Origin of the sequence: Rathayibacter sp. AY1A5 (assembly GCF_002930875.1) — a bacterium.
Classification (GTDB): domain Bacteria; phylum Actinomycetota; class Actinomycetes; order Actinomycetales; family Microbacteriaceae; genus Rathayibacter.
In genome coordinates this window covers 19,718-41,794 of record NZ_PSTM01000016.1, presented here as the reverse complement: position 1 = coordinate 41,794, position 22,077 = coordinate 19,718, and the positions used below count along the sequence as shown (strand labels likewise).

The window sequence follows — 22,077 nt, the reverse complement described above, 5'->3', positions numbered from 1 at the left end:
GCGGCGCGGATCCCCGACGGGTCCGCGCCCGGGTAAAGGAGCCCGCATGACCCCCCGCACCACCGCGCCCGGAGCGCCCGCCGCTGAGAAGCTCTCGAAGCTGAGCATCGTGGGCTACGGCGCCGGCGACACGGCGAACAACCTCGCCTTCACCACCGCCACGATGTTCCTGCTCGTCTACTACACCGACGTCGCCGGGATCTCCGCGGCCGCGGCGGGCACGCTGCTGCTCGTCGTGCGGATCTTCGACGCGTTCGCCGACGTCTTCGCCGGCCGGGTCGTGGACCGCACCTACAGCAGGCGCTTCGGCAAGTTCCGGCCCTTCCTGATGTTCGGGTCGGTCCCGCTCCTGCTGCTCTCGGCCGCGACCTTCTCCGTCCCGCAGATCGGCGAGAGCGGAACCCTGCTCTACGCCTACCTGAGCTATGCCGCGCTCGGCCTCGCCTACAGCCTCGTCAACATCCCCTACGGCTCGCTCGCCGGAGCGATGACGCAGGTCGGCACCGAGCGCGCGAAGCTCGCCAGCGCCCGCGCCATCGGCGGCGCGATCGTGGGGGCCGGGCTCGGCACCTTCATGGCCCCGCTGGTCGTCCCCGGCGCCCATCTGCAGTCGCTCTTCTCGATCGTCACGCTGAGCTTCGTCGTCGTCGGCTCCGCGCTCTACCTCTTCACGATCCTGACCGCGAAGGAGCGGGTCCAGCGCGACGTCGCGCACGTCACGTTCCGTCAGAGCATGACGACCCTCCGCTCCAACCGGCCGCTGCTCTTCCTCTGCCTCAGCTCGTTCCTGTTCCTCACCGGGACGCTCGCGCTCCAGACCGTGCAGCTCTACTACCTGCGCGACGTGCTCGGATCGGTCCAGCTCTACGCCGCGATGTCGCTGATCCAGCTCGCCCTGACCTTCGGCCTGGCCGCCCTCGTCCCGACGATCGTGCGGCGGTTCGGCAAGCGCAACGCCTACATGGCCGGAGTCGGGGTCCTGATCAGCGGCGGAACGGTCGTCTTCCTCGCCCCGGGCGACGCGGTGGCGGTCGGCTTCGGCGGACTGGTCCTCGCCTACGTCGGCATTCAGCTCGTCAACATGCTCGTCTGGGCGATCGAGGCGGACACCGTCGAGTACGGGGAGTGGAAGACCGGCATCCGCTCCGAGGGCACGATCTACGCCCTGTTCTCCTTCACCCGCAAGACCGGCCAGGCGGTCGGAGGCGCCCTCGCCGCGTACGCGCTGGCCTGGGGCGGCTACGTGGCCGGGGCCGCGGAGCAGAGCGAGCACGCCGAGTGGGGCATCCGCGCCGCCGCCGGCCTCATCCCGGCCGTCGCGGCCCTGCTCGCGGTGCTGATCATGGCGTTCTACCCGCTGACCGACCGCCGGCACGCGCAGATCGTCGCCGAAATAGCCGAGCGCCGCGAGAGCACGGGACAGGCCGCGCCAGTGGCGCCCGGCCTCTCGACCGCCGCGTTCTCGATGGACCGCGCTCCCGGCCGGAACCCCTGACCCGATCCCCCACCACGAAAGGCATCCCATGAAGATCGACAAGGCCGAGGTCGTCGTCACCAGTCCCGACCGCAACTTCGTCACCCTCAAGCTCACGACCGACGACGGGCTGACCGGCCTCGGCGACGCGACCCTCAACGGCCGCGAGCTCGCCGTGGTCTCCTATCTCGCCGACCACGTCGTGCCGCTGCTCCTCGGTCGCGACGCCTCGCGCATCGAGGACACCTGGCAGTTCCTCTACCGGTCGTCCTACTGGCGCCGCGGGCCGGTCACGATGGCGGCGATCGCGGCGGTCGACACCGCCCTCTGGGACATCAAGGGCAAGGCCGCCGGCATGCCGCTCTACCAGCTGCTCGGAGGCGCGTCCCGTACCGGCCTGCTCGCCTACGGCCACGCGTCCGGGCGGACGGACGCGGAGCTGTTCGACAGCATCCGCGAGCACCAGGAGCAGGGGTACCGCGCGATCCGCGTGCAGACCGCGGTGCCGGGGCTGACCTCGATCTACGGCATCGCCTCCAACGCCGTCCTCGAGGGCAACGCCGGTGTGCGCTACGACCACGAACCGGCGCAGCGCGGCGGCCTGCCGACCGAGGAGGACTGGGACACCCGCGCCTACCTGCGCCACGTCCCCCGCGTCTTCGAGGCCGTCCGCAACGAGTTCGGGCCGGGGCTCCCCCTCCTCCACGACGGCCACCACCGGATGACACCGATCCAGGCCGCGGCCCTCGGCAAGTCCCTCGAGCCGTACGACCTCTTCTGGCTCGAGGACTGCACGCCCGCCGAGAACCAGGAGGCCCTCCGCCTCGTCCGGCAGCACACCACCACGCCCCTGGCGATCGGCGAGGTCTTCAACACCGTCTGGGACTACCAGCTCCTCATCCGCGAGCAGCTGATCGACTACATCCGGAGCGCGGTCACGCACACCGGAGGCGTCTCCCACCTCCGGAGGATCCTCGACCACGCCGCGCAGTACCAGATCAAGTCCGGGATGCACGGACCCACCGACGTCTCCCCGGTGGGCATGGCGGCCGCGATGCACCTCGGCCTGGCGATCCACAACTTCGGGATCCAGGAGTACATGAAGCACGGCGAGCGGACCGACAGCGTCTTCCAGCAGTCGTTCACCTGGAGCGAGGGACGGCTGCACCCGGGCGACGCCCCCGGTCTGGGCGTGGAGCTCGACGTCGACGCCGCCGGGAAGTACCCCTACGTGCGCGCGTACCTGCCCTTCAACCGACTCGCCGACGGCACCGTCCACGACTGGTGACCTGCCCCCCTCCGCCGAGGCGATCCCGGACCGTCGCCGGAGCCACGGCCAGCGGGCCCCCTCGACGGTCCAGGGTTCCCCCCGCCGAGCACAGGCCGGTCAGGGCACGAAGCGGTAGCCCATGCCCGCCTCGGTCAGCAGGTGCCGCGGATGCGCGGGGTCGGGCTCGAGCTTCTTGCGCAGCTGCGCGAGGTAGAGCCGCAGGTAGCCGGTGTCGGTGACGTGCGCGGGGCCCCAGATCTCGGCCAGCAGCGAGCGGCGGGTGACCAGCTTGCCCGCGTTGCGGATGAGGATCTCGAGCACCTGCCACTCCGTCGGAGTCAGCCGCACGGAGACGCCGTCCCGCGTCGCGCTCTTGGCCACCAGGTCCACGGTCACCTCGCCGATCACGACCAGCGGCTCGCCGTCGGCCGGCTGCACCCGCCGCGAGAGGGCCCGGATGCGCGCGAGCACCTCGTCCATCGAGAACGGCTTGGTGACGTAGTCGTCCGCGCCGGCGTCGAGCGCGCCCACCTTGTCGGCCGCGCCCGTCCGTCCCGACACCACCAGGATCGGCGCGCTCGTCCAGCCGCGCAGTCCGTGGATGACCTCGACCCCGTCGAGCCGTGGCATGCCGAGGTCGATCATGTAGAGGTCCGGATGCTCGTCCACCGCGCGGTTGATCGCCTCGGTGCCGTCGCCGGCCGTCACCACGTCGTATCCGCGGGCGGTGAGCGTGATGCGCAGGGCGCGCAGGATCTGCGGGTCGTCGTCGGCGATCAGGATCTTCATGCGGCTCCTCCGGAGTCCTCGTGCGGGGCGGCGCCCGACCCGCCGTCGTGCGGGGCGGCAGGAGCGACGTGAGCCGCAGGAGCAGCGGCAGCAGTCTCCTTCGCCAGCGGCAGCGTCACCACCATCGTCAGCCCGCCCCCCGGAGTGTCCTCCGTCTCGAGCGTGCCGCCCATCCCCTCCGTGAACCCCTTCGAGAGCGCGAGGCCGAGGCCCAGGCCCGTGAGGTTGTCGTCGTCGCCGAGTCGCTGGAACGGCACGAAGATCTCGGCGCGGCGCTCCTCGGGCACCCCGGGGCCGTGGTCGACGATCCGCAGCTGCGCGCTCCCGCCGAAGGCGCTGGCGGCCACGCGCACCCGGGTGCCGGACGGCGCGTAGCGGACGGCGTTCGCGAGCAGGTTGACCACGACGCGCTGCAGCAGCACGGCGTCGGCGAGCAGCGCCGGGCCCTCCGGATCGAGGTCGAGGTCGACCTCGCCGGGACCGAGCCCGAGCTCGTCGAGCGCGGGGAGCACCACGTCGGCGGCGTCGAGCGGAGCGAGCGCCACGGCGAGCGCCCCCGCCTCCAGCCGCGTCACGTCGAGCAGGTCGGTGACCAGCGCGGCGAGCACGGTGAGGCTCTCGTCGGCGGTGGCGAGCAGCTCCTCCCGGTCGCGCTCGCTCCAGACCACCTCGGGCGAGCGCAGTCCGCTGACGGCCGCGGTGGCCGCGGCGAGGGGCCGGCGCAGGTCGTGGCTGACGGCCGAGAGCAGGGCGCTGCGCACCCGGTCGGTCTCGGCCAGCGGAGCGAGGGAGCTGGCCGTCTCGCTGAGAGCCGCGTTCTCGAGCACCGAGTCCAGCTGGGCGGCGACGACCTGGAGCAGCCGCCGCTCGCTCCCCTCCAGCTCGCGGCCGTGCAGCTCGAGCACCGCGCCCTCGCCCACCGCGATGCGCGCGGGATCGCCCTCCGGCTGCGGCTCGCCGTCGGCCGCGACGAGCTCGCCGCCGCGCAGCAGCCGCACGCCGGTCAGCCCGAACGCCTCGCGAGAGCGCTCGAGGATCGCCTGCAGCGCCCCCTGCCCGCGGATCACGCCGCCCGCGATCGTCGCCAGCAGCTCCGACTCCGCCCCCGACCGCTTGGCGGCCCGCGCCCGCCGGGCCGCGCGGTCGACCACGGCGCTGACGAGCGCCGCGTTGAGCACGTAGAGCACCAGCGCCAGCGCGTGCAGAGGCTCGTCGACGGTGATCGTGTAGAGCGGATCGACGAAGAAGAAGTCGAGGGTCAGCCCCGAGAGCACGGCCGCGAAGAGGGCCGGCCAGAGCCCGCCGACCAGCGCGACCACCACCACCAGCAGCTGGTACGAGAGCACGTCGCTCGTGATCGACTCGTCGCTGCGGAGGGTCGAGAGCAGCCAGGTCACCAGCGGGCCGCCCACGAGGGCGAGGGCCAGTCCCAGGAGGCGGCGCCGCAGCGTCAGGGCCCCGTCGAGCCTCGGCAGCACCGCGGTGCGCCCGGCGGCGGAGTGGCTGACGATGTGCACGTCGATGTTGCCGGACTCGCGGATCACCGTCGACGCGGTGCCGGGCGTCAGCGCCGAGGCGAGGCGGCTCCGCCTGCTCACGCCGATCACCAGCTGCGTCGCGTTCACCGAGCGTGCGAACTCGACCAGCGTGCGCGGCACGTCCTCGCCGACCACCTGGTGGTAGCTGCCGCCGAGCTTCTCGACCAGCACCCGCTGCGCCTCGAGCACGTGCGGCCGGGGAGTGCGGAGGCCGTCGGGGGTCACCACGTGCACGGCGAGCAGGTCGCCCCCGGAGGCGCGGGCCGCGATCCGCGCGCCGCGCCGCAGCAGGGTCTCCCCCTCCGGGCCGCCGGTGAGGGTCACGACCACGCGCTCGCGCGCCTCCCAGGTGCTGTCGATGCCGTGCTCGACGCGGTAGTCGCGGAGCGCGCTGTCGACCTCGTCGGCGAGCCAGAGCAGCGCGAGCTCGCGCAGGGCGGTCAGGTTGCCGAGCCGGAAGTAGTTGGACAGCGCCGCGTCGATGCGCTCGGGCGGGTAGACGCGGCCGTCGGCGAGGCGGTCGCGCAGCGCCTGGGGCGCCAGGTCGACGACCTCGATCTGGTCGGCGGCGCGGAGGACCGCGTCCGGGATCGTCTCGCGCTGCGGCGCTCCGGTGATCGCGTGCACGACGTCGTTGAGCGACTCGATGTGCTGGATGTTCACGGTCGAGAAGACGGTGATGCCGGCGTCGAGGAGCGTCCGCACGTCCTCCCAGCGCTTCTCGTGCCGGGAGCCGGGGGCGTTGGTGTGCGCGAGCTCGTCGACCAGCGCGACGTCGGGCCGGCGGGCCAGCACCGCGTCGAGGTCCATCTCGTCGAGCAGCACGCCGCGGTGCTCGACGGCCCTCCTCGGCACGACCTCCAGCCCCTCGACCATCGCGGCGGTGGCGGAGCGGCCGTGCGTCTCGACCACGGCCACCACGACGTCGCGACCCTCGGCGGCGAGCCGGCGGCCCTCCTCGAGCATCGTGTAGGTCTTGCCCACTCCGGGCGCGGCTCCGAGGAGCACGCGCAGGCGGCCCTTCGTCATGCTCCCGGCCTCCCCTCGTGCTCGCGGCTCCGGGGCGTCCCGGGCTCGCGGGTCCGGCGTCGATCCGCTCGATCGGACGGTCCCGACGAGCCGATCGCGATTCTACGAGCCGGAGGCGCCACCGGAGCGGTCACAGCCGCGCGAGAGCGGCGTTGAGCTCGAGCACGTCCACCGTCGGCTCGCCGAGGTACCCGAGCTCGCGGCCCGCGGTGTGCTCGTCGACCAGCGCGCGCACGGCGCTCACGTCGAGCCCGCGGGCGGCGGCGACGCGGGGCGCCTGCAGCTGCGCGTAGGCGGGGCTGATCGCGGGGTCGAGCCCCGAGGCGGAGGCGGTCAGCGCATCGGCCGGAACCGCGGCCGGGTCGACGCCCTCGAAGGCCGCGATCGCGGCCCGGCGCTCCTCGACGGACGCGACCAGGTCGGCGTTCTCGGGGCCGAGGTTGCTGCCGGTCGAGGCCGCGGCGTCGTAGCCCGCGGCGGAGGGACGCGACTGGAACCACTCCGGCAGGGGCGCTCCGTCGGCGTCCGTGAACGACTGGCCGATCAGCGACGAGCCGATCACCGCGCCGTCCTGGCGCAGCAGCGAGCCGTTCGCCTGGGCGGGCAGGGCGAGCTGCCCGATCCCGAGCACCGCGAGCGGGTACGCCGCTCCCAGCAGCACGGTGAGCACGATCATCGCGCGCAGCGCGACACCGTAGGGACGGAACATGGTCTCTTCTCTCTGTCTTCAGTGGTCGGGACGGGTGGGTCAGAAGCCGGGGATCGCGGCGACGATCAGGTCGACGAGCTTGATCCCGAGGAACGGAGCGATCACTCCGCCCAGCCCGTAGACCAGGAGGTTGCGGCTGAGGATGCGCGAGGCGGCGACCGGGCGGTACGCCACTCCGCGCAGCGCGAGCGGGATCAGCACGACGATCACCAGCGCGTTGAACACGATCGCCGAGAGGATCGCCGAGGCCGGCGAGTGCAGCTGCATCACGTTCAGCACCGCGAGCCCGGGGAAGACCCCCGCGAACATCGCCGGGATGATCGCGAAGTACTTCGCCACGTCGTTCGCGATCGAGAACGTGGTGAGCGCGCCGCGGGTGATCAGCAGCTGCTTGCCGATCCGCACGATGTCGATGAGCTTGGTGGGGTCGGAGTCGAGGTCGACCATGTTGCCCGCCTCCTTCGCCGCCGAGGTGCCGGTGTTCATCGCCACGCCCACGTCGGCCTGCGCGAGGGCCGGGGCGTCGTTGGTGCCGTCGCCGGTCATCGCGACCAGCGCGCCGCCCTCCTGCTCGCGCCGGATCAGGGCGAGCTTGTCCTCGGGGGTCGCCTCGGCGAGGTAGTCGTCGACTCCCGCCTCCGCCGCGATCGCCTTCGCGGTCAGCGGGTTGTCGCCCGTGATCATCACGGTGCGGATGCCCATCGCGCGCAGCTCCGAGAAGCGCTCGACGAGCCCGTCCTTCACCACGTCCTTCAGGTGCACGACGCCGAGCAGGCGGGCGCCGTGGGCGTCCTTCACCGCGACGACCAGGGGCGTGCCGCCGCTCTCCGAGACACCGTCGACGAGCACCGTGAGGCGCGCCGCGACCGCGGACGGCAGCGGCCCCTCCTCCTCCACCCAGGCGCGCACGGCCGAGCCGGCGCCCTTGCGGATGGAGGAGCCGTCGGGGAGGTCGAGCCCGCTCATCCGGGTCTGCGCGGTGAACGGCACCACGGCGGCCTGAGCGGGCTCGACGGCGGGGCGGCCCGAGTCGCCCGCGAGGTCGACGATCGACTTCCCCTCGGGCGTCGGGTCGCTGAGCGAGGAGGAGGCGGCCGCGTCGACGAGGGCGGCCTGCGCCACTCCGTCGAGGGGGAGGAACGCCACCGCGCGGCGGTTGCCGTAGGTGATGGTCCCCGTCTTGTCGAGCAGGAGCGTCGTGACGTCGCCCGCCGCCTCCACCGCCCGGCCGGACATCGCGAGCACGTTGCGCTGCACGAGCCGGTCCATGCCGGCGATGCCGATGGCCGAGAGGAGGGCGCCGATGGTGGTCGGGATGAGGCAGACGAGCAGGGCGACCAGCACCGGGACGCTCACGGAGGCTCCCGCGAACGACGCGATCGGGTTCAGGGTCAGCACGACCACGACGAACACGATCGAGAGGCTCGCCAGGAGGATGTCGAGCGCGATCTCGTTCGGCGTCTTCTGCCGCGACGCGCCCTCGACCAGGCCGATCATCCGGTCGACGAAGGTCTCGCCCGGCCGCGAGGTGATGCGCACCACGATCCGGTCCGAGAGCACTCGCGTGCCGCCCGTCACCGCGCTGCGGTCGCCCCCGCTCTCGCGGACGACCGGCGCCGACTCGCCCGTGATCGCCGACTCGTCGATGGAGGCGATGCCCCAGACGATGTCGCCGTCGCCGGGGACGAGGTCGCCCGCCTCCGCCACGACCACGTCGCCCAGCTGCAGCTCGGCCGAGGAGACCTCGACCAGGCGGGCCGACAGGGCGGAGGGGTCCGCGGGGTCGTAGTCGGCCACGCGCCGGGCCGGAGTGCTGGTCCGGGTGGCGCGCAGGCTCTCGGCCTGCGCCTTGCCGCGGCCCTCGGCCACCGACTCCGCGAGGTTCGCGAACACCACGGTGAGCCAGAGCCAGATCGCGATGCCGCCCGTGAAGGTGACGGGCACCGTCGATCCGCCCGACTCCTCCGGCCCCCCGAGGAACGGCTCGGCGATCGCCAGCACCGTGGTCAGCACGGCGCCGACCTCGACGATGAACATCACGGGGTTGCGCCACATCAGGCGCGGATCGAGCTTGCGCAGCGCTCCGGGGAGGGCGGCGGCGAGCTGGCGCGGCCCGAGGGCGGCGCGGGTGGGGCGCGCGGGTTCCGCGGGGGCCTCGGTGAGTGCAGTGGTCATCGGAGTCGCAGTCCTTCCGCCAGGGGGCCCAGCGCGAGTACGGGGAAGTAGGTGAGCGCGGTCACGACGACCGTGACGCCCACGAGGAGGCCGACGAACTGCGGCCGGTGGGTGGGCAGCGTGCCGGCGCTGGAGGGCACCGGCGACTGCGCCGCGAGCGAGCCGGCCAGGGCGAGCACCAGCAGGATCGGGAGGAAGCGGCCGAGGAGCATCGCGACGCCGAGCGCCGTGTTGAGCCAGGGCGTGTTCGCCGTCAGCCCCGCGAACGCCGAGCCGTTGTTGTTGGACGCGGAGGTGAAGGCGTAGAGCACCTCCGAGAGCCCGTGCAGCCCGGGGTTCAGGATCGACGTGCTCTCCACGTCCTCCCGCACCGCCGGGATCGCGAAGCTCAGGGCCGTGCCGGCCAGCACGAGCGTCGGCGTCACGAGGATGTAGAGGCTCGCGAGCTTGATCTCGCGCGGGCCGAGCTTCTTGCCCAGGTACTCGGGCGTCCGGCCGACCAGCAGCCCGCCGACGAACACGGCCAGCACCGCGAGCACGAGCATCCCGTAGAGGCCCGAGCCGACGCCGCCGGGGGCGACCTCCCCGAGCATCATGTTGAGCATCGGCAGCATGCCGCCGAGCGCGGTGAAGGAGTCGTGCATCGCGTTGACGGCGCCGGTCGAGGTGAGCGTCGAGGCGGTCGCGTAGAGGGCGGAGCCGGCGATGCCGAAGCGCGTCTCCTTGCCCTCCATCGCGGCTCCGGCGGCCTGTGCCGCGGATCCTCCGCCCGCCGCCTCCAGCGCGGTGAGGGCCGCGAGCGACACGACGAAGATCGTCGCCATCGCCGCGAGGATCGCGCGGCCCTGCCGCACGTCGCCGACCATCCGGCCGAAGGTGCGCGGCAGCGAGAACGGGATCGCGAGGATCAGCACGATCTGCAGCAGCGACACCCACGCCGAGGGGTTCTCGAACGGATGCGCGGAGTTGGCGTTGAAGTAGCCGCCGCCGTTGGTGCCGAGCAGCTTGATCGCCTCCTGCGAGGCCACCGCGCCGCCCGGGATGCTCTGCTCGCCGCCGGTGAGCGTGGTCACCGTCAGCGGGCCGTTCAGGTTCTGGATCACGCCGCCCGCGATCATCACCACCGCCGCCACCACCGCGAGGGGCAGCAGGAGGCGCAGCGTGCCGCGCACGAGGTCGACCCAGAAGTTGCCGAGCGTTCCGGAGGAGCGGCGCGCGAATCCGCGGATCAGCGCCACCGCCACGGCCAGGCCCACGGCCGCCGAGACGAAGTTCTGCACGGCGAGGCCGCCGAGCTGCACCGCGAAGCCGAGGGTCGCCTCCGGGGAGTAGGACTGCCAGTTGGTGTTGGTGACGAACGAGACGGCGGTGTTGAACGCCAGCCCCTCCGGCACCGCGGGCAGGCCGAGGGAGCCGGGCAGGACCGCCTGGAGGCGCTGCATCCCGTAGAGCAGGAGCACGCCGACGAGAGAGAAGGCCAGCACGGCCCGGAGGTAGGCGCGCCAGCTCTGCTCGCCCGCGGAGTCGACGCCGATGAGGCGGTAGACGCCGCGCTCGAGGGCGAGGTCGCGCGTCGAGGTGTAGACGCGGAACATGTGGTCGCCGAGGGGGCGGTGGAGGAGGGCGACGGCCAGGCCGACGGTCGCGACCTGGAGGACGGCGAGGAGCGGATCCATCAGAAGCGCTCCGGTCGGATCAGGGCCGCGACGAGGTAGACGACGGCGGCGAGCGCCAGCACGGCCGCGAGGGCGTCGAAGACGATCACCGGCCCGCCTCCTTCTCGCGGGTCCCGCGGGTCGCCGAGGGGGGCGGTCCGCCCAGCCGCTCGACCCCCTTCGCGGCGAGAGCGATGAGCGAGAAGAGGGCGAGCACGCCGAGGAGGTAGGCGAGGTCGAGCACGGAGGACTCCATCCGGGGAGCGGACGACGCCCGGGACCGGACGCCTGCCGGGAAGCGGCACAGGAAGCGATGCAACACCTCGCGGGGGCCCCTCGGAGCGGTCCTCACGGTTCCCCTACGGCCCGGCCCGGAGTCCTCGCGTTTCCCTCACGCGGACGGCGGCGGGCGCCCGGCGGAGGAGCGCGAGCCGGGCGGGAGCCGAGCGGTGAGAGCGTTCTCCCCCAGCAACGGCGGGGGTCGACGTCCCGAAGATCACATTTCGGCATCGCCTGGACAAATTCGCCGCCCGCGCTTTACTCCCCCCGATCGAAGGGAATATGTTCTCTCCGTGGACAAAGCCCCTCGGGGCTCTCCCGCCCTCCCGGGCGACGACACGACGACGTGCGCCACACGTGCACGCCTCTTGTCGTCCTCTCCCTCGGACACTGCTTTCAGAGAGGAATGCACTCCATGAAGTTCTCCCGCGGCATCACCACGCTGGCCGCCGCCGGCATCATCTCCCTCGGCCTCGCGGCCTGTTCCGCGAGCCCCGCCAACTCCGGAGGCGCCGCTGCCGGCGCCGGCGCGGAAGGCGACTGCACCGTCGGCATCTCGATGCCCACGCGCAGTCTCGAGCGCTGGATCAACGACGGCGAAGGCCTCCAGTCGCAGCTCGAGGGCGACGGCTGCACCGTCGACCTCCAGTACGCCGACAACAAGACCGATCAGCAGATCTCGCAGATCCAGAACCAGATCGCCGGCGGCTCCAAGATCCTGGTCATCGCCGCGATCGACGGCGAGGCGCTCGCGCCCGTCCTCGCCGAGGCGAAGAAGCAGAACGCCACCGTCATCGCCTACGACCGTCTCATCAACGGCACCGCGGACGTCGACTACTACGCGACCTTCGACAACTACAAGGTCGGCCAGCTCCAGGGCCAGTACATCGAGTCGACCCTCGACCTGAAGAACGCCGCGGGTCCCTTCACCCTCGAGCCCTTCGCCGGCAGCCCCGACGACAACAACGCGAAGTTCTTCTTCTCCGGCGCGTGGGACGTCCTGCAGCCCTACATCGAGAGCGGCAAGCTCACCGTCCCCTCGGGCAAGTCGCCCGCATCGGACGACGACTGGGCCTCGATCGGCATCCAGGGCTGGGCCTCCGACAAGGCGCAGTCCGAGATGGACAACCGCCTCTCGTCCTTCTACACCGGAGGCCAGAAGGTCGACGTCGTGCTCTCCCCCAACGACAGCCTGGCCATCGGCATCGAGGCCTCGCTGAAGTCGGCCGGCTACACCCCCGGCGCCGACTACCCGGTCATCACCGGCCAGGACGCCGACAAGGCCAACGTCAAGGCGATCCTCGCCGACGAGCAGTCCATGACGGTCTGGAAGGACACCCGCACCCTCGGCGACCGCGTCTTCCAGATGGTGCAGTCGATCGTCGCGGGCGAGGAGCCCGAGGTCAACGACACCGAGACCTACGACAACGGCGAGAAGGTCGTCCCGTCCTACCTGCTGGAGCCGCAGGTCGTCACGAAGGACGACGTCCAGTCGGTCCTCGTCGACTCCGGCTTCCTCAAGGCCGGCGACGTCGGACTCTGATCCGTCGGGCGGGGGCGGGGAGGAGCGATCCTCCCCGCCCCCGCCTCCCCGTCCGCACACCACTCCCCCCCAACGAAGTGAGGCCCTGTTGGCCAGTCCCATCCTCATCATGCGCGACATCGTCAAGGAGTTCGGCGGCGGCGTCCGCGCCCTCGACGGCGTCTCGCTCTCGGTCCAGCCCGGCGAGGTCCACGCCATCTGCGGCGAGAACGGCGCCGGCAAGTCGACCCTGATGAAAGTCCTCTCCGGCGTGTACCCGTACGGCAGCTTCGAGGGCACCATCGAGTTCGAGGGCGAGGAGGCGCAGTACCGGTCGATCAACGACAGCGAGGCCGACGGCATCGTGATCATCCACCAGGAGCTCGCCCTCAGCCCCTACCTCTCCATCGCCGAGAACATCTTCCTCGGCAACGAGAAGTCGACCCGCGGCGTCATCAACTGGAACGCGACCAACGCGGAGGCGGCCAAGCTGCTCGCCCGCGTCGGCCTCGCCGAGAGCCCCGCGACCAAGATCCTCGAGCTCGGCGTCGGCAAGCAGCAGCTCGTCGAGATCGCCAAGGCCCTCGCCAAGGAGGTGAAGCTCCTCATCCTCGACGAGCCCACCGCCGCCCTCAACGATGAGGACAGCGACCACCTGCTCGGCCTGATCGACCAGCTCCGCAAGCAGGGCATCACCTGCATCATCATCAGCCACAAGCTGAAGGAGATCCGCGCCATCGCGGACACCGTCACGATCATCCGCGACGGCCGCACCATCGAGAGCTTCCCGATGGCCGGCGAGGAGGCGTCCGAGAGCCGGATCATCCGCGCGATGGTCGGCCGCGACCTCAACAGCATGTTCCCGCCGCGCGACCCGCAGATCGGCGAGGAGAAGCTGCGCGTCGAGAACTGGACGGTCCACCACCCCGTCGACATCAACCGCGTGGTCGTCGACGACGCCTCCTTCACCGTCCGCGCCGGCGAGATCGTCGGCTTCGCGGGCCTGATGGGCGCCGGACGCACCGAGCTCGCGATGAGCATCTTCGGGAGGAGCTACGGCACCGGCATCTCCGGCCGCGTCTACAAGGACGGCGAGGAGATCCAGACCCGCACCGTCGACGAGGCGATCCGCAACGGCCTCGCCTACGCGACCGAGGACCGCAAGCGCTACGGGCTCAACCTCATCGGCGACATCACCGTCAACGTCTCGGCCGCCGCGCTCTCGCGCCTGGCCCGGCTCGGCGTGATCGACAAGCACCGCGAGTACAAGGTCGCCGACTCGTACCGATCGAAGATGAACATCAAGGCGCCGACCGTCTCGGCCGTCACGGGGAAGCTCTCCGGCGGCAACCAGCAGAAGGTCGTCCTCTCGAAGTGGATCTTCTCCGGTCCCGACGTGCTGATCCTCGACGAGCCCACCCGCGGCATCGACGTGGGAGCCAAGTACGAGATCTACGGGATCATCAACGAGCTCGCGGCCCAGGGCAAGGCGGTCGTCGTCATCTCGTCCGAGCTGCCCGAGCTGATCGGCCTCGCCGACCGCATCTACACCATCTCCGAGGGACGGATCACGGGCGAGATCGATCGCGCCGACGCCACCCAGGAGCACCTCATGCACTACATGACCGCCGGAAAGGAACAGGCCCGATGAGCGCCACGACCACCACAGCGCCGGCGGACACGCCCGCCAACACGCCCTCCACCCCGCCCAAGCGCTCGCGCCGGCTGAACATCAACCTCCGGCAGTACGGCATCCTCGCCGCGCTGGCCATCATCATCCTGCTCTTCCAGGTGCTGACCGGCGGGCGCCTGCTCCTGCCCGGCAACGTCAACAACCTGATCCAGCAGAACGCCTACGTGCTGATCCTCGCGATCGGCATGGTGATGGTCATCATCGCCGGCCACATCGACCTCTCGGTCGGCTCGGTCGTGGCGATGGTCGGCGCCATCTCGGCGATCGCGATGAACAACTGGGGCCTGCCCTGGTGGGCGGCCGTCGTCGTCGCCCTCGTCACCGGCGCCGCCGTCGGAGCATGGCAGGGCTTCTGGGTCGCCTTCGTCGGCATACCGGCATTCATCGTGACCCTCGCTGGCATGCTGATCTTCCGCGGCTTCACCCTCGTCCTCCTCACCGGCGGAACGATCAACGGCCTCCCCACCGAGTTCACCGCGATCGGCGCCGGCTGGCTCCCGGGCGTCCTCGGCGGCATCGCCGGGCGCGACGCGCTCACCCTGGTCCTCGGCCTGATCGTCTGCGTCGTCCTCGTGGCCCAGCAGCTCCGCAGCCGTGCGACCCTCCGCCGCCTCGAGCTGCCCCGCGAGCCCATCGGCTCGCTGGTGGCGAAGTCGGCCATCGCCGTCATCGCGATCATGGCCCTCTCCTGGCTGCTCGCCGGCTACAGCGGAACCCCGATCATCCTGATCGTGCTCGCCGTGCTGATCCTCGCCTACAGCTTCGTGCTCGGCCGGACGGTCTTCGGCCGCCACATCTACGCGATGGGCGGCAACCTGTTCGCCGCGATGATGTCCGGCGTCAAGACGAAGTGGGTCAACTTCTTCATCTTCGTCAACATGGGCGCACTGGCCGGAGTCGCGGGCATCGTCAGCACCGCCCGCGCCGGCGGTGCGGTCGCCTCGGCCGGACAGAACTACGAGCTGGACGCGATCGCCGCGGTCTTCATCGGCGGCGCCGCCGTCCAGGGAGGCGTGGGCACCGTCGTCGGAGCCGTCATCGGCGGACTCGTGATGGGCGTGCTCAACATGGGCCTGTCCATCCTCTCGGTCGACGCGGCCTGGCAGATGGCGATCAAGGGCTTCGTGCTCCTGCTCGCGGTGGCGTTCGACATCTTCAACAAGCGCCGCGCCGGCGGCCGCTAGGCGAACGCCGGGCGCCGCCCAGCAGCGCTCCTCGTCCTTCTCTTCTACAGTTCTCGGGCGCGGCTTCTCCTCGGGGGAGCCGCGCCCGAGTGCATCCGAGACCCGTCGGGGTCCAGCGACAGGCAGGCGATCATGGCAGGAGCAGTCGGAGCCTCCAGCAACGCGCTGCTGCGCCGCACGAACCTCGCGAGCCTCGCGACCCTGGTGCACCGCTCCGGTCCCACCAGCCGCGCCGAGCTCGGCCGCCTCACCGGGCTGAACCGCTCCGCCGTCGCGAACCTGGTCGGCGAGCTGAGCGAGCTCGGCTGGGTGGCGGAGGAGACCACCGCACCGGACGGCCGCATCGGCCGCCCCAGCGCCACCGTCGTCCCCGGCGACCGGTTCGCGGCCGTGGGCGTCCACCTCGACACCGATGCGATCATCGTCGGCCTGGTCGGGCTGCACGGCGAGCTGCTGCGCCGCGTCCGCTTCGACACCCCCAAGCCCGCGAGCCCGGCCACGGTGGTCCGCGTCGTCACCGGGATCGTCGAGGGCTTCCGCTCCGAGCGGGAGTCGCTCCGCACGCTGGTCGGCGCGGGCGTCGCCGTCCCCGGCCTCGTCCAGGCCGACTCCGGCTTCGTCCACCGCGCCCCGCACCTGGGCTGGCGCGACGTCGACCTCGCCACCCAGCTGAGCCGCGCCCTCGACCTCCCGGTCGCCGTCGGCAACGACGCGACCCTCGGCGCCATCGGCGAGTCCCTCTTCGGAGCCGCGCACGGCGTGGCCGACGTCGTCTACGTCACCGGCGGCGCGGGCGGCATCGGCGGAGGAGTCATCATCGGCGGCGTCCCGCTCCAGGGCTCCTCGGGGTTCGCGGCCGAGCTGGGCCACACCCTCGTCGCCACGAACGGCCGCCTCTGCGGCTGCGGCCGGCGCGGCTGCCTCGAGGCCGAGGTCCGGATGCGCTCCCTCCTCGACGTCCTCGGCGCCCGCGTCCTCGACCAGGACGAGCTCGACATCGCCCTGGGCACCTCCCGCGACCCCGCCGTCCTCGGCGAGGTCGCCCGCCAGGTCGACCTGCTCTCGGAGGGCCTGTCCACCTACATCAACCTCTTCAACCCCACCGCGGTCGTGCTGGGCGGCTTCCTCGGCTCGCTGCTCACCGTCGACCGCGAGCGCCTCGCCGCCCGCGTCTCCGCCCGGGCCCTGAGCGACCTCGCGCGCGGCGTGCGGATCGAGCGGGCCGCCCTGCGCTCGAGGCTGGAACTCGTCGGCGCCGCGGAGCTACCCTGGCGGCGGGCGCTGGCGGATCCCGCCGCCGTCACCGGGGGCGCGCAGCCGCCGGGTGGGAGCAGCAGCCGCGAGGACGCCCTGGGCGCCCGCGCCTGACCCCGGCACTCGAGTGCCGGCACCGCGTCGAGGAGGACGAGCATGGCCGACTGGAACGACACGATCATCGAGGAGTTCCGCGCGAACGGCGGGACCGTGACCACGGGCGGCTTCGGGAGGAGCCTCGTGCTGGTGCACCACCGCGGCGCCCGCTCCGGTCAGGAGCGCGTGACTCCGCTGATGGCGCTGCACCCCTCCGACGACGTCTGGCTGCTCGCCGCGTCCGCCGCCGGTGCGCCGAAGCACCCCGCCTGGTTCCACAACATGATCGCCCAGCCGGACCTGGCGATCGAGACCCCCGACGACGGCACCGTCGACGTCCGGGCCCGCGTCCTCGCCGGGGAGGAGCGCGACGCCGGCTGGGCACGCTTCACCACCGCCTCCGCCGGCTTCCTCGACTACGAGAAGCGCACCACCCGCACCATCCCCGTCGTGGAGCTCACCCGCCGCTGACCGCGGCTCGTCAGCGCAGCGGCACGGGCACCGTGTCCGGCGTGCTCCAGCGCAGCGCGATCCGCTCGCGGAAGCCGCCGCTGCGCAGCTCCGCCTCGAGCGCGTCGATCACCACGGGGAGCAGCGCGCGCCGCTCGATCAGCAGCTCGAGCACCAGCCGGTCGCCGGAGGTCAGCAGCACCGGGCCCGATCCGGGCAGCACCGCGATCCACTGGCGCTCCCCCACCTGCACGCTCCGGTGCCGGCGGAGGCGTCGGAGCAGCTCGGGCAGCGCCCGCGGATCGAGGGCGGACACGTCGGCACGGAGGGCGATCACTCCGCGAGCGTGCCCGCGCCGGACGACCTCCGGCCGACCTCCCGGTGAACACCGCGCCTCCGCGGGACGCCGTCCGCGAGAACGACACGACAGGAGCCCGCCCCGCGGCGCACCGCACACGGGAACGGGAGAAGCCCCCGACCGGACATCCGATCGGGGGCTTCTCCTCTGGTTCTCTCGAACCCGGTTCTCTCGAACTCCGGTTCTCGTGAACTCTGGTGCGCGAGGGGGGAGTTGAACCCCCACGCCCTTTCGGGCACACGGACCTGAACCGTGCGCGTCTGCCTATTCCGCCACTCGCGCTCACCAGCGGCACCGAAGCGCCGACGAGAAATCGTAGCATCCCCCGGCCCCCGAGCCGAACCGGCGCTCACCGTCCCGGGCCGCCGCTCCCCCGGGAGCCGCCGCCGAGCCGCCCCGGTGAGAGCGCGCACACGGCACTCCTGCCGCGAAACCACTGCGGAGGATCGCGCATCCAGACCATCCCAGTAACATGCCCGTAGCCGTGCGCGGCGCAGACCAAGAAGAGGAAGCGGCGACGGGCGCGCAGACATCTCGATCCGTGCGCGACCGCCGAGAAGGCGAAGAACCGGAAGATCGGAAGACTGTGGGCATACTGGACAACTTCGAGAAGGGACTCGAGCGCGTCGTCAACGGCGCGTTCGCGCGGACCTTCAAGTCGGGTCTGCAGCCGGTCGAGCTCGCCTCCGCCCTCCGCCGGGAGCTCGACACCACCGCCGCCGTGGTCAGCCGCGACCGCATCCTCGTCCCCAACAGCCTGGTCCTGCGGATGTCCGCGACCGACCTCGACCGGATGCAGCGCCTCGGCGCCACGCTGATCGACGAGCTCACCACGGTCGCCACCGAGCACGCCACCAAGCAGGGCTTCCGCTTCCCCGGCCCGATCGACATCTCCCTCGCCGTCGATCCGGCGCTCAGCGACGGCATGGTCGAGGTCGACTCCCGCAGCGTGAAGGGCACCGTCGCCTACACGCCCGTCCTCGACATCGACGGCCGGCGCCACCCGATCACGAAGGCGCGCACCGTCATCGGCCGCGGCAGTGACGCCGACATCACCGTCGACGACTCGGGCACGTCCCGCAAGCACGTCGAGATCCTCTGGGACGGCTCCCGCGCCCAGGTGCACGACCTCGGGTCCACGAACGGCTCCAAGCTCGACGGCCGGCCCGTCACGCAGGCGCCCCTGGCCCCCGAGCAGACCATCACGATCGGGCGCACCTCGATCGTCTACCGCGTCGTGCAGGGCTCCGCGCCCGCACGCACCGACCGCCCGTCGTCCGGCAGGGCAGCCGGACGCGGCTCCGAGGGATTCTGGGACGACCGGCTATGAGCGAGCTCACTCTCTTCCTCCTGCGCATCGCGTTCCTCGCGCTGCTGTGGTTCTTCGTGTTCGGCATCGTCTACGCGCTGCGCTCCGACCTGTTCGGGCAGCGCGTGCGCAAGCTGCCGCCCGGCGCGCAGGCCGCGTCCCCCGAGGCCCCGTTCGTGACGGCGGCCCAGCCCGTGGTCGCCGCGGCCGCCGCGGCTCCCACGCCCGCGCAGCCCGCCTCTCCGTCGGCCCCCTCGGCCCGGAGGAGCCGAGAGGCCGCCGCCGAGCGCGCCGAGCAGGGAGGCGCCGCCACGGTCCACACGGCGCAGCGCCTCGTGATCACCTCGGGCCCCAAGCGGGGCACCGAGCTCGAGCTGACCGGCGACCCGCTGACGATCGGCCGCTCCGCGGAGTCGACGCTGGTCATCCGCGACGACTACACCTCGACCCACCACGCGCGCCTGCTCCTCTGGAACGACGAGTGGATGATCCAGGACCTCGACTCCACCAACGGCACCTTCCTCGACGGCCGCCGCGTCGGCGCGCCCACCAAGGTGCCGCTGGACACGCCCGTGAAGGTCGGCACCACCACCTTCGAACTGCGGCGGTCGTAGCGCGTGGCCCCCACTCCGGAGAACGGCTCCGGCCACGGCGCGGTGCGCGAGAGCGCCGCCGTCTCGCACGTCGGCAGGATCCGCTCGAACAACCAGGACTCCGGCTACGCGGGCCGGCAGCTCTTCGTCGTCGCCGACGGCATGGGCGGCCACGCGGGCGGCGACGTCGCCTCCTCCATCGCGATCAAGCGCATCGCGGAGGCGGACCGCGTCTACGCCTCCACCTACGAGGCCGAGGACGAGCTCAAGCGCACCCTGCTGGCGGCCAACACCCTGCTGGCCGACGCCGTGGTCGACCACCCCGAGCTCACCGGCATGGGCACCACCGTCAGCGCCATCGCCCGCGTCGGCGAGTCGGTGGCGATCGCGCACATCGGCGACTCCCGCATCTACGTCCTCCGCGACGGCCGGCTCGAGCAGGTCACGACCGACCACACCTTCGTGCAGCGCCTGGTCGACTCCGGCCGCATCACGGAGGAGGAGGCGATGACGCATCCGCGCCGCTCCGTCCTGATGCGGGTCCTCGGCGACGTGCACACCAACCCCGAGATCGACACGCTCACGCTCGAGACCGAGCCGCACGACCGCTGGCTGATCTGCTCCGACGGCCTCTCCGGCGTCGTCCCGCACGACGAGATCCTCAAGGAGCTCAGCCGCGACGAGACCGCGCAGGAGGTGGCCGACCGCCTGATCCGCGACAGCCTCTCGCACGGCGCCCCGGACAACGTCACCGTCGTCGTCCTCGACATCCCCGGGGCGGGCGACACCGCGCGCATCCTCGCCCCCGTGGAGGAGCCGGTGGTCGTCGGATCCGCCGCCGCGCCCACGCCTTTCAGCACCGACGACTCGCAGAACCGCGTCCGGATCCCCGGCCTCCGCCTGCACACCCGGGCTCCCGCCGCGCAGGGCCCCACCCACTTCGAGCCCGCGTCCGAGGACTACCTCGACGAGCTGATCGAGGAGGACCGCCGCCGGCACCTGCGCCGCCGCATCACCTGGCTCGTCGGCCTGTCCCTCGTGCTCATCATCGGATTCCTCGGGATCCTCTTCGCCTACGACTGGACGCAGTCGCGCTTCTACGTCGGCACCGACGGGGACACCGTGATCATCTACCAGGGCATCCAGCAGTCGGTCGGCCCGCTCTCGCTCTCGGAGGTGAAGGAGGACACGGGCATCCCGCTCGACTCCCTCCGCGCCTACGACGTCGAGCAGCTGGAGCAGACGATCAGCGCCGACTCCTACGCCGGCGCGGTCGACATCGTCGAGCGCCTCACGGACGCGAACGGAGCACCATGACGGACGCCGCCACGGCCACCGCCCGCCCCGCCCCCGAGCGGCAGGGCTTCTTCCGCCAGAAGCTGCGCAATCTCGAGCTCCTGCTCCTGATCGGCGCGTGCCTCATCGATGCCGGCGCGATCGTGCTCGTGCAGCTCGGCGCCCTCGGCTCGATCGACACCACGCTGGTCTCGCTGGGCGCCGGCCTCTCGGCGCTCGTGCTCGCCGTGCACGTCGTGCTGCGCTTCGCGGCCCCGGCGGCCGACCCCTTCCTCCTCCCGATCGCCACCGTGCTGAACGGCCTGGGCGTCGCCGAGATCTACCGGATCGACATCGCCGACGGCGCGACCGGCTGGGAGTCGGTGGCGGTGCGGCAGATCTTCTGGAGCGCCCTGGCCGTCGTGGCGGCGATCGTGGTGCTGCTGGTCATCCGCAACCACCGCGTGCTGTTCCGCTACACCTACGTCGCCGGGTTCGCGGCGATCGTGCTGCTCCTCCTGCCGCTCCTGCCCTTCATCGGCCGCGAGGTCAGCGGCGCGCGCGTCTGGATCGGGATCGGCGACGTGGCGAGCTTCCAGCCCGGCGAGATCGCCAAGATCGCCCTCGCGGTCTTCTTCGCCGGCTACCTCGTGCGCAACCGCGACTCCCTCTCGATGGGGGGCCGCACCGTCCTCGGGATGCGCTTCCCGCGCCTGCGCGACCTCGGCCCGATCCTGGTGGTCTGGGCGGTCACGATGGGCGTCATCGTCTTCCAGCGCGACCTGGGGACGGCGCTGCTCTACTTCGGCCTGTTCCTGGTCATGCTCTACGTCGCGACCGGCCGCACCGGCTGGGTCCTCATCGGCGTCGGCCTGTTCCTCGGCGGCGCGCTGCTGGCGAGCCAGACGCTCGACTACGTGGGCAACCGCTTCGCCAACTGGCTCGAGCCCTTCAGCGCCGAGCGCTACGGGGCGGATCCGGGCGGCAGCTACCAGCTCGTGCAGGGCCTCTTCGGCCTCGCGCACGGCGGGCTGCTCGGCACGGGCCTCGGCCAGGGGATGCCGGATCTCACGCCGGTCCCGCAGTCCGACTACATCATCGCCAGCCTCGGCGAGGAGCTGGGCCTCGCCGGGCTCTTCGCGATCTTCGGCCTCTACCTCCTGCTGGTCTCGCGCGGGTTCCGCATCGGCTTCGCCGGGCAGGACGACTTCGGGCGCCTCCTGGGAGTCGGCCTCTCGTTCGTGATCGCCCTGCAGTGCTTCATCGTCATCGGAGGCGTCACCCGCGTCATCCCGCTGACCGGCCTGACCACGCCGTTCCTCGCCGCCGGCGGCTCCTCCCTCGTGGCGAACTGGATGATCGTGGCGGTGCTGCTGCGCCTGTCCGACACAGTCCGCAGTCAGCCTCGTCTGGTGGTGTGATCCG

Annotated in this window: 19 protein-coding genes and 1 tRNA gene; 11 read left to right on the top strand and 9 right to left on the bottom strand. The window is 71.9% G+C overall.

Features of this window, described 5'->3' with window-relative positions; all coding sequences use genetic code 11:
• Nucleotides 1-46: 46 nt before the first annotated feature.
• Nucleotides 47-1,495 (top strand): glucuronide transporter, encoded by a 1,449-nt coding sequence (gene uidB / locus C5B98_RS11940; RefSeq protein WP_104222645.1) that lies wholly within the window; start codon nucleotides 47-49, stop codon nucleotides 1,493-1,495.
• Nucleotides 1,496-1,523: 28 nt separating this feature from the next.
• The gene (gene manD, locus C5B98_RS11935) at nucleotides 1,524-2,762 is read left to right on the top strand and encodes a D-mannonate dehydratase ManD (RefSeq protein ID WP_104222646.1); all 1,239 of its coding nucleotides are present in this window, start codon (nucleotides 1,524-1,526) and stop codon (nucleotides 2,760-2,762) included.
• Nucleotides 2,763-2,861: 99 nt separating this feature from the next.
• Here manD and C5B98_RS11930 read toward each other — a convergent pair whose 3' ends face one another.
• From C5B98_RS11930 to C5B98_RS17025, 7 genes are all read right to left on the bottom strand, one after another.
• On the bottom strand, nucleotides 2,862-3,533 hold the full coding sequence (locus tag C5B98_RS11930; RefSeq protein ID WP_104222647.1) for a response regulator: 672 nt from the start codon (nucleotides 3,531-3,533) through the stop codon (nucleotides 2,862-2,864).
• Nucleotides 3,530-6,100, bottom strand: a complete 2,571-nt coding sequence (locus C5B98_RS11925) for an ATP-binding protein (RefSeq protein WP_104222648.1) — start codon at nucleotides 6,098-6,100, stop codon at nucleotides 3,530-3,532. The genes C5B98_RS11930 and C5B98_RS11925 overlap by 4 nt, the downstream gene beginning before the upstream one ends.
• A 130-nt stretch (nucleotides 6,101-6,230) precedes the next feature.
• On the bottom strand, nucleotides 6,231-6,809 hold the full coding sequence (gene kdpC, locus C5B98_RS11920; RefSeq protein ID WP_104222649.1) for a K(+)-transporting ATPase subunit C: 579 nt from the start codon (nucleotides 6,807-6,809) through the stop codon (nucleotides 6,231-6,233).
• Between the two features lie 39 nt (nucleotides 6,810-6,848).
• The gene (gene kdpB, locus C5B98_RS11915; protein ID WP_104222650.1) at nucleotides 6,849-8,984 is read right to left on the bottom strand and encodes a potassium-transporting ATPase subunit KdpB; all 2,136 of its coding nucleotides are present in this window, start codon (nucleotides 8,982-8,984) and stop codon (nucleotides 6,849-6,851) included.
• Nucleotides 8,981-10,660, bottom strand: coding sequence for a potassium-transporting ATPase subunit KdpA (kdpA, locus tag C5B98_RS11910; protein WP_104222651.1), 1,680 nt, complete (start codon nucleotides 10,658-10,660; stop codon nucleotides 8,981-8,983). The genes kdpB and kdpA overlap by 4 nt, the downstream gene beginning before the upstream one ends.
• Entirely contained in the window at nucleotides 10,660-10,749 is a 90-nt protein-coding gene (gene kdpF / locus C5B98_RS11905; RefSeq protein WP_068209492.1) for a K(+)-transporting ATPase subunit F, read from the bottom strand. Before kdpF ends, kdpA begins: the two co-directional genes overlap by 1 nt.
• Nucleotides 10,746-10,895 (bottom strand): hypothetical protein, encoded by a 150-nt coding sequence (locus C5B98_RS17025; RefSeq protein ID WP_167299012.1) that lies wholly within the window; start codon nucleotides 10,893-10,895, stop codon nucleotides 10,746-10,748. The genes kdpF and C5B98_RS17025 overlap by 4 nt, the downstream gene beginning before the upstream one ends.
• Nucleotides 10,896-11,333: 438 nt before the next feature.
• Between C5B98_RS17025 and chvE the strand changes: the two genes are divergently transcribed.
• The 5 genes from chvE to C5B98_RS11880 all read left to right on the top strand — a co-directional run bounded on the left by chvE (nucleotide 11,334) and on the right by C5B98_RS11880 (nucleotide 17,138).
• Nucleotides 11,334-12,461 (top strand): multiple monosaccharide ABC transporter substrate-binding protein, encoded by a 1,128-nt coding sequence (gene chvE / locus C5B98_RS11900; protein ID WP_374952918.1) that lies wholly within the window; start codon nucleotides 11,334-11,336, stop codon nucleotides 12,459-12,461.
• Between the two features lie 109 nt (nucleotides 12,462-12,570).
• Nucleotides 12,571-14,091 (top strand): multiple monosaccharide ABC transporter ATP-binding protein, encoded by a 1,521-nt coding sequence (gene mmsA, locus C5B98_RS11895; protein ID WP_104222653.1) that lies wholly within the window; start codon nucleotides 12,571-12,573, stop codon nucleotides 14,089-14,091.
• Nucleotides 14,088-15,317, top strand: coding sequence for a multiple monosaccharide ABC transporter permease (gene mmsB, locus C5B98_RS11890; protein ID WP_104222654.1), 1,230 nt, complete (start codon nucleotides 14,088-14,090; stop codon nucleotides 15,315-15,317). The genes mmsA and mmsB overlap by 4 nt, the downstream gene beginning before the upstream one ends.
• Nucleotides 15,318-15,449: 132 nt before the next feature.
• Nucleotides 15,450-16,685: an ROK family transcriptional regulator gene (locus tag C5B98_RS11885; RefSeq protein WP_104222655.1), complete on the top strand. Its 1,236-nt coding sequence runs from the start codon at nucleotides 15,450-15,452 to the stop codon at nucleotides 16,683-16,685.
• A gap of 42 nt (nucleotides 16,686-16,727) precedes the next feature.
• Nucleotides 16,728-17,138, top strand: coding sequence for a nitroreductase/quinone reductase family protein (locus tag C5B98_RS11880; protein WP_104222656.1), 411 nt, complete (start codon nucleotides 16,728-16,730; stop codon nucleotides 17,136-17,138).
• A 10-nt stretch (nucleotides 17,139-17,148) separates the two neighbouring features.
• Here the strand turns inward: C5B98_RS11880 and C5B98_RS11875 are convergent, their stop codons facing one another.
• Both C5B98_RS11875 and C5B98_RS11870 read right to left on the bottom strand, forming a co-directional pair.
• Nucleotides 17,149-17,454, bottom strand: coding sequence for a hypothetical protein (locus tag C5B98_RS11875; protein WP_104222657.1), 306 nt, complete (start codon nucleotides 17,452-17,454; stop codon nucleotides 17,149-17,151).
• Nucleotides 17,455-17,670: 216 nt separating this feature from the next.
• A tRNA-Leu gene (locus C5B98_RS11870) sits at nucleotides 17,671-17,757 on the bottom strand.
• A gap of 304 nt (nucleotides 17,758-18,061) precedes the next feature.
• On the opposite strand from C5B98_RS11870, the gene C5B98_RS11865 reads away from it, so the two are divergent.
• Genes C5B98_RS11865 through C5B98_RS11850 form a run of 4 tightly spaced genes read left to right on the top strand, consistent with a single transcriptional unit; the run spans nucleotide 18,062 to nucleotide 22,073 of the window.
• Nucleotides 18,062-18,805: a DUF3662 and FHA domain-containing protein gene (locus C5B98_RS11865; protein ID WP_104222658.1), complete on the top strand. Its 744-nt coding sequence runs from the start codon at nucleotides 18,062-18,064 to the stop codon at nucleotides 18,803-18,805.
• The gene (locus C5B98_RS11860; RefSeq protein ID WP_104222659.1) at nucleotides 18,802-19,398 is read left to right on the top strand and encodes an FHA domain-containing protein; all 597 of its coding nucleotides are present in this window, start codon (nucleotides 18,802-18,804) and stop codon (nucleotides 19,396-19,398) included. Before C5B98_RS11865 ends, C5B98_RS11860 begins: the two co-directional genes overlap by 4 nt.
• A 3-nt stretch (nucleotides 19,399-19,401) precedes the next feature.
• Complete coding sequence (locus tag C5B98_RS11855) at nucleotides 19,402-20,694, top strand: Stp1/IreP family PP2C-type Ser/Thr phosphatase (RefSeq protein ID WP_258062186.1); 1,293 nt, start codon at nucleotides 19,402-19,404, stop codon at nucleotides 20,692-20,694.
• Nucleotides 20,691-22,073, top strand: coding sequence for an FtsW/RodA/SpoVE family cell cycle protein (locus tag C5B98_RS11850; RefSeq protein ID WP_104222660.1), 1,383 nt, complete (start codon nucleotides 20,691-20,693; stop codon nucleotides 22,071-22,073). Before C5B98_RS11855 ends, C5B98_RS11850 begins: the two co-directional genes overlap by 4 nt.
• Nucleotides 22,074-22,077: the final 4 nt, after the last annotated feature.

Bases quoted from the DNA above. Each gene is read 5' to 3' on its own strand.
- C5B98_RS11930 (WP_104222647.1), bottom strand. From the start codon at position 3,533: ATGAAGATCCTGATCGCCGACGACGACCCGCAGATCCTGCGCGCCCTG.
- C5B98_RS11880 (WP_104222656.1), top strand. From the start codon at position 16,728: ATGGCCGACTGGAACGACACGATCATCGAGGAGTTCCGCGCGAACGGC.
- kdpA (WP_104222651.1), bottom strand. From the start codon at position 10,660: ATGGATCCGCTCCTCGCCGTCCTCCAGGTCGCGACCGTCGGCCTGGCC.
- chvE (WP_374952918.1), top strand. From the start codon at position 11,334: ATGAAGTTCTCCCGCGGCATCACCACGCTGGCCGCCGCCGGCATCATC.
- manD (WP_104222646.1), top strand. From the start codon at position 1,524: ATGAAGATCGACAAGGCCGAGGTCGTCGTCACCAGTCCCGACCGCAAC.
- kdpC (WP_104222649.1), bottom strand. From the start codon at position 6,809: ATGTTCCGTCCCTACGGTGTCGCGCTGCGCGCGATGATCGTGCTCACC.
- C5B98_RS17025 (WP_167299012.1), bottom strand. From the start codon at position 10,895: ATGGAGTCCTCCGTGCTCGACCTCGCCTACCTCCTCGGCGTGCTCGCC.
- kdpB (WP_104222650.1), bottom strand. From the start codon at position 8,984: ATGACCACTGCACTCACCGAGGCCCCCGCGGAACCCGCGCGCCCCACC.
- C5B98_RS11885 (WP_104222655.1), top strand. From the start codon at position 15,450: ATGGCAGGAGCAGTCGGAGCCTCCAGCAACGCGCTGCTGCGCCGCACG.
- C5B98_RS11925 (WP_104222648.1), bottom strand. From the start codon at position 6,100: ATGACGAAGGGCCGCCTGCGCGTGCTCCTCGGAGCCGCGCCCGGAGTG.
- mmsB (WP_104222654.1), top strand. From the start codon at position 14,088: ATGAGCGCCACGACCACCACAGCGCCGGCGGACACGCCCGCCAACACG.
- C5B98_RS11860 (WP_104222659.1), top strand. From the start codon at position 18,802: ATGAGCGAGCTCACTCTCTTCCTCCTGCGCATCGCGTTCCTCGCGCTG.
- uidB (WP_104222645.1), top strand. From the start codon at position 47: ATGACCCCCCGCACCACCGCGCCCGGAGCGCCCGCCGCTGAGAAGCTC.
- C5B98_RS11850 (WP_104222660.1), top strand. From the start codon at position 20,691: ATGACGGACGCCGCCACGGCCACCGCCCGCCCCGCCCCCGAGCGGCAG.
- mmsA (WP_104222653.1), top strand. From the start codon at position 12,571: ATGCGCGACATCGTCAAGGAGTTCGGCGGCGGCGTCCGCGCCCTCGAC.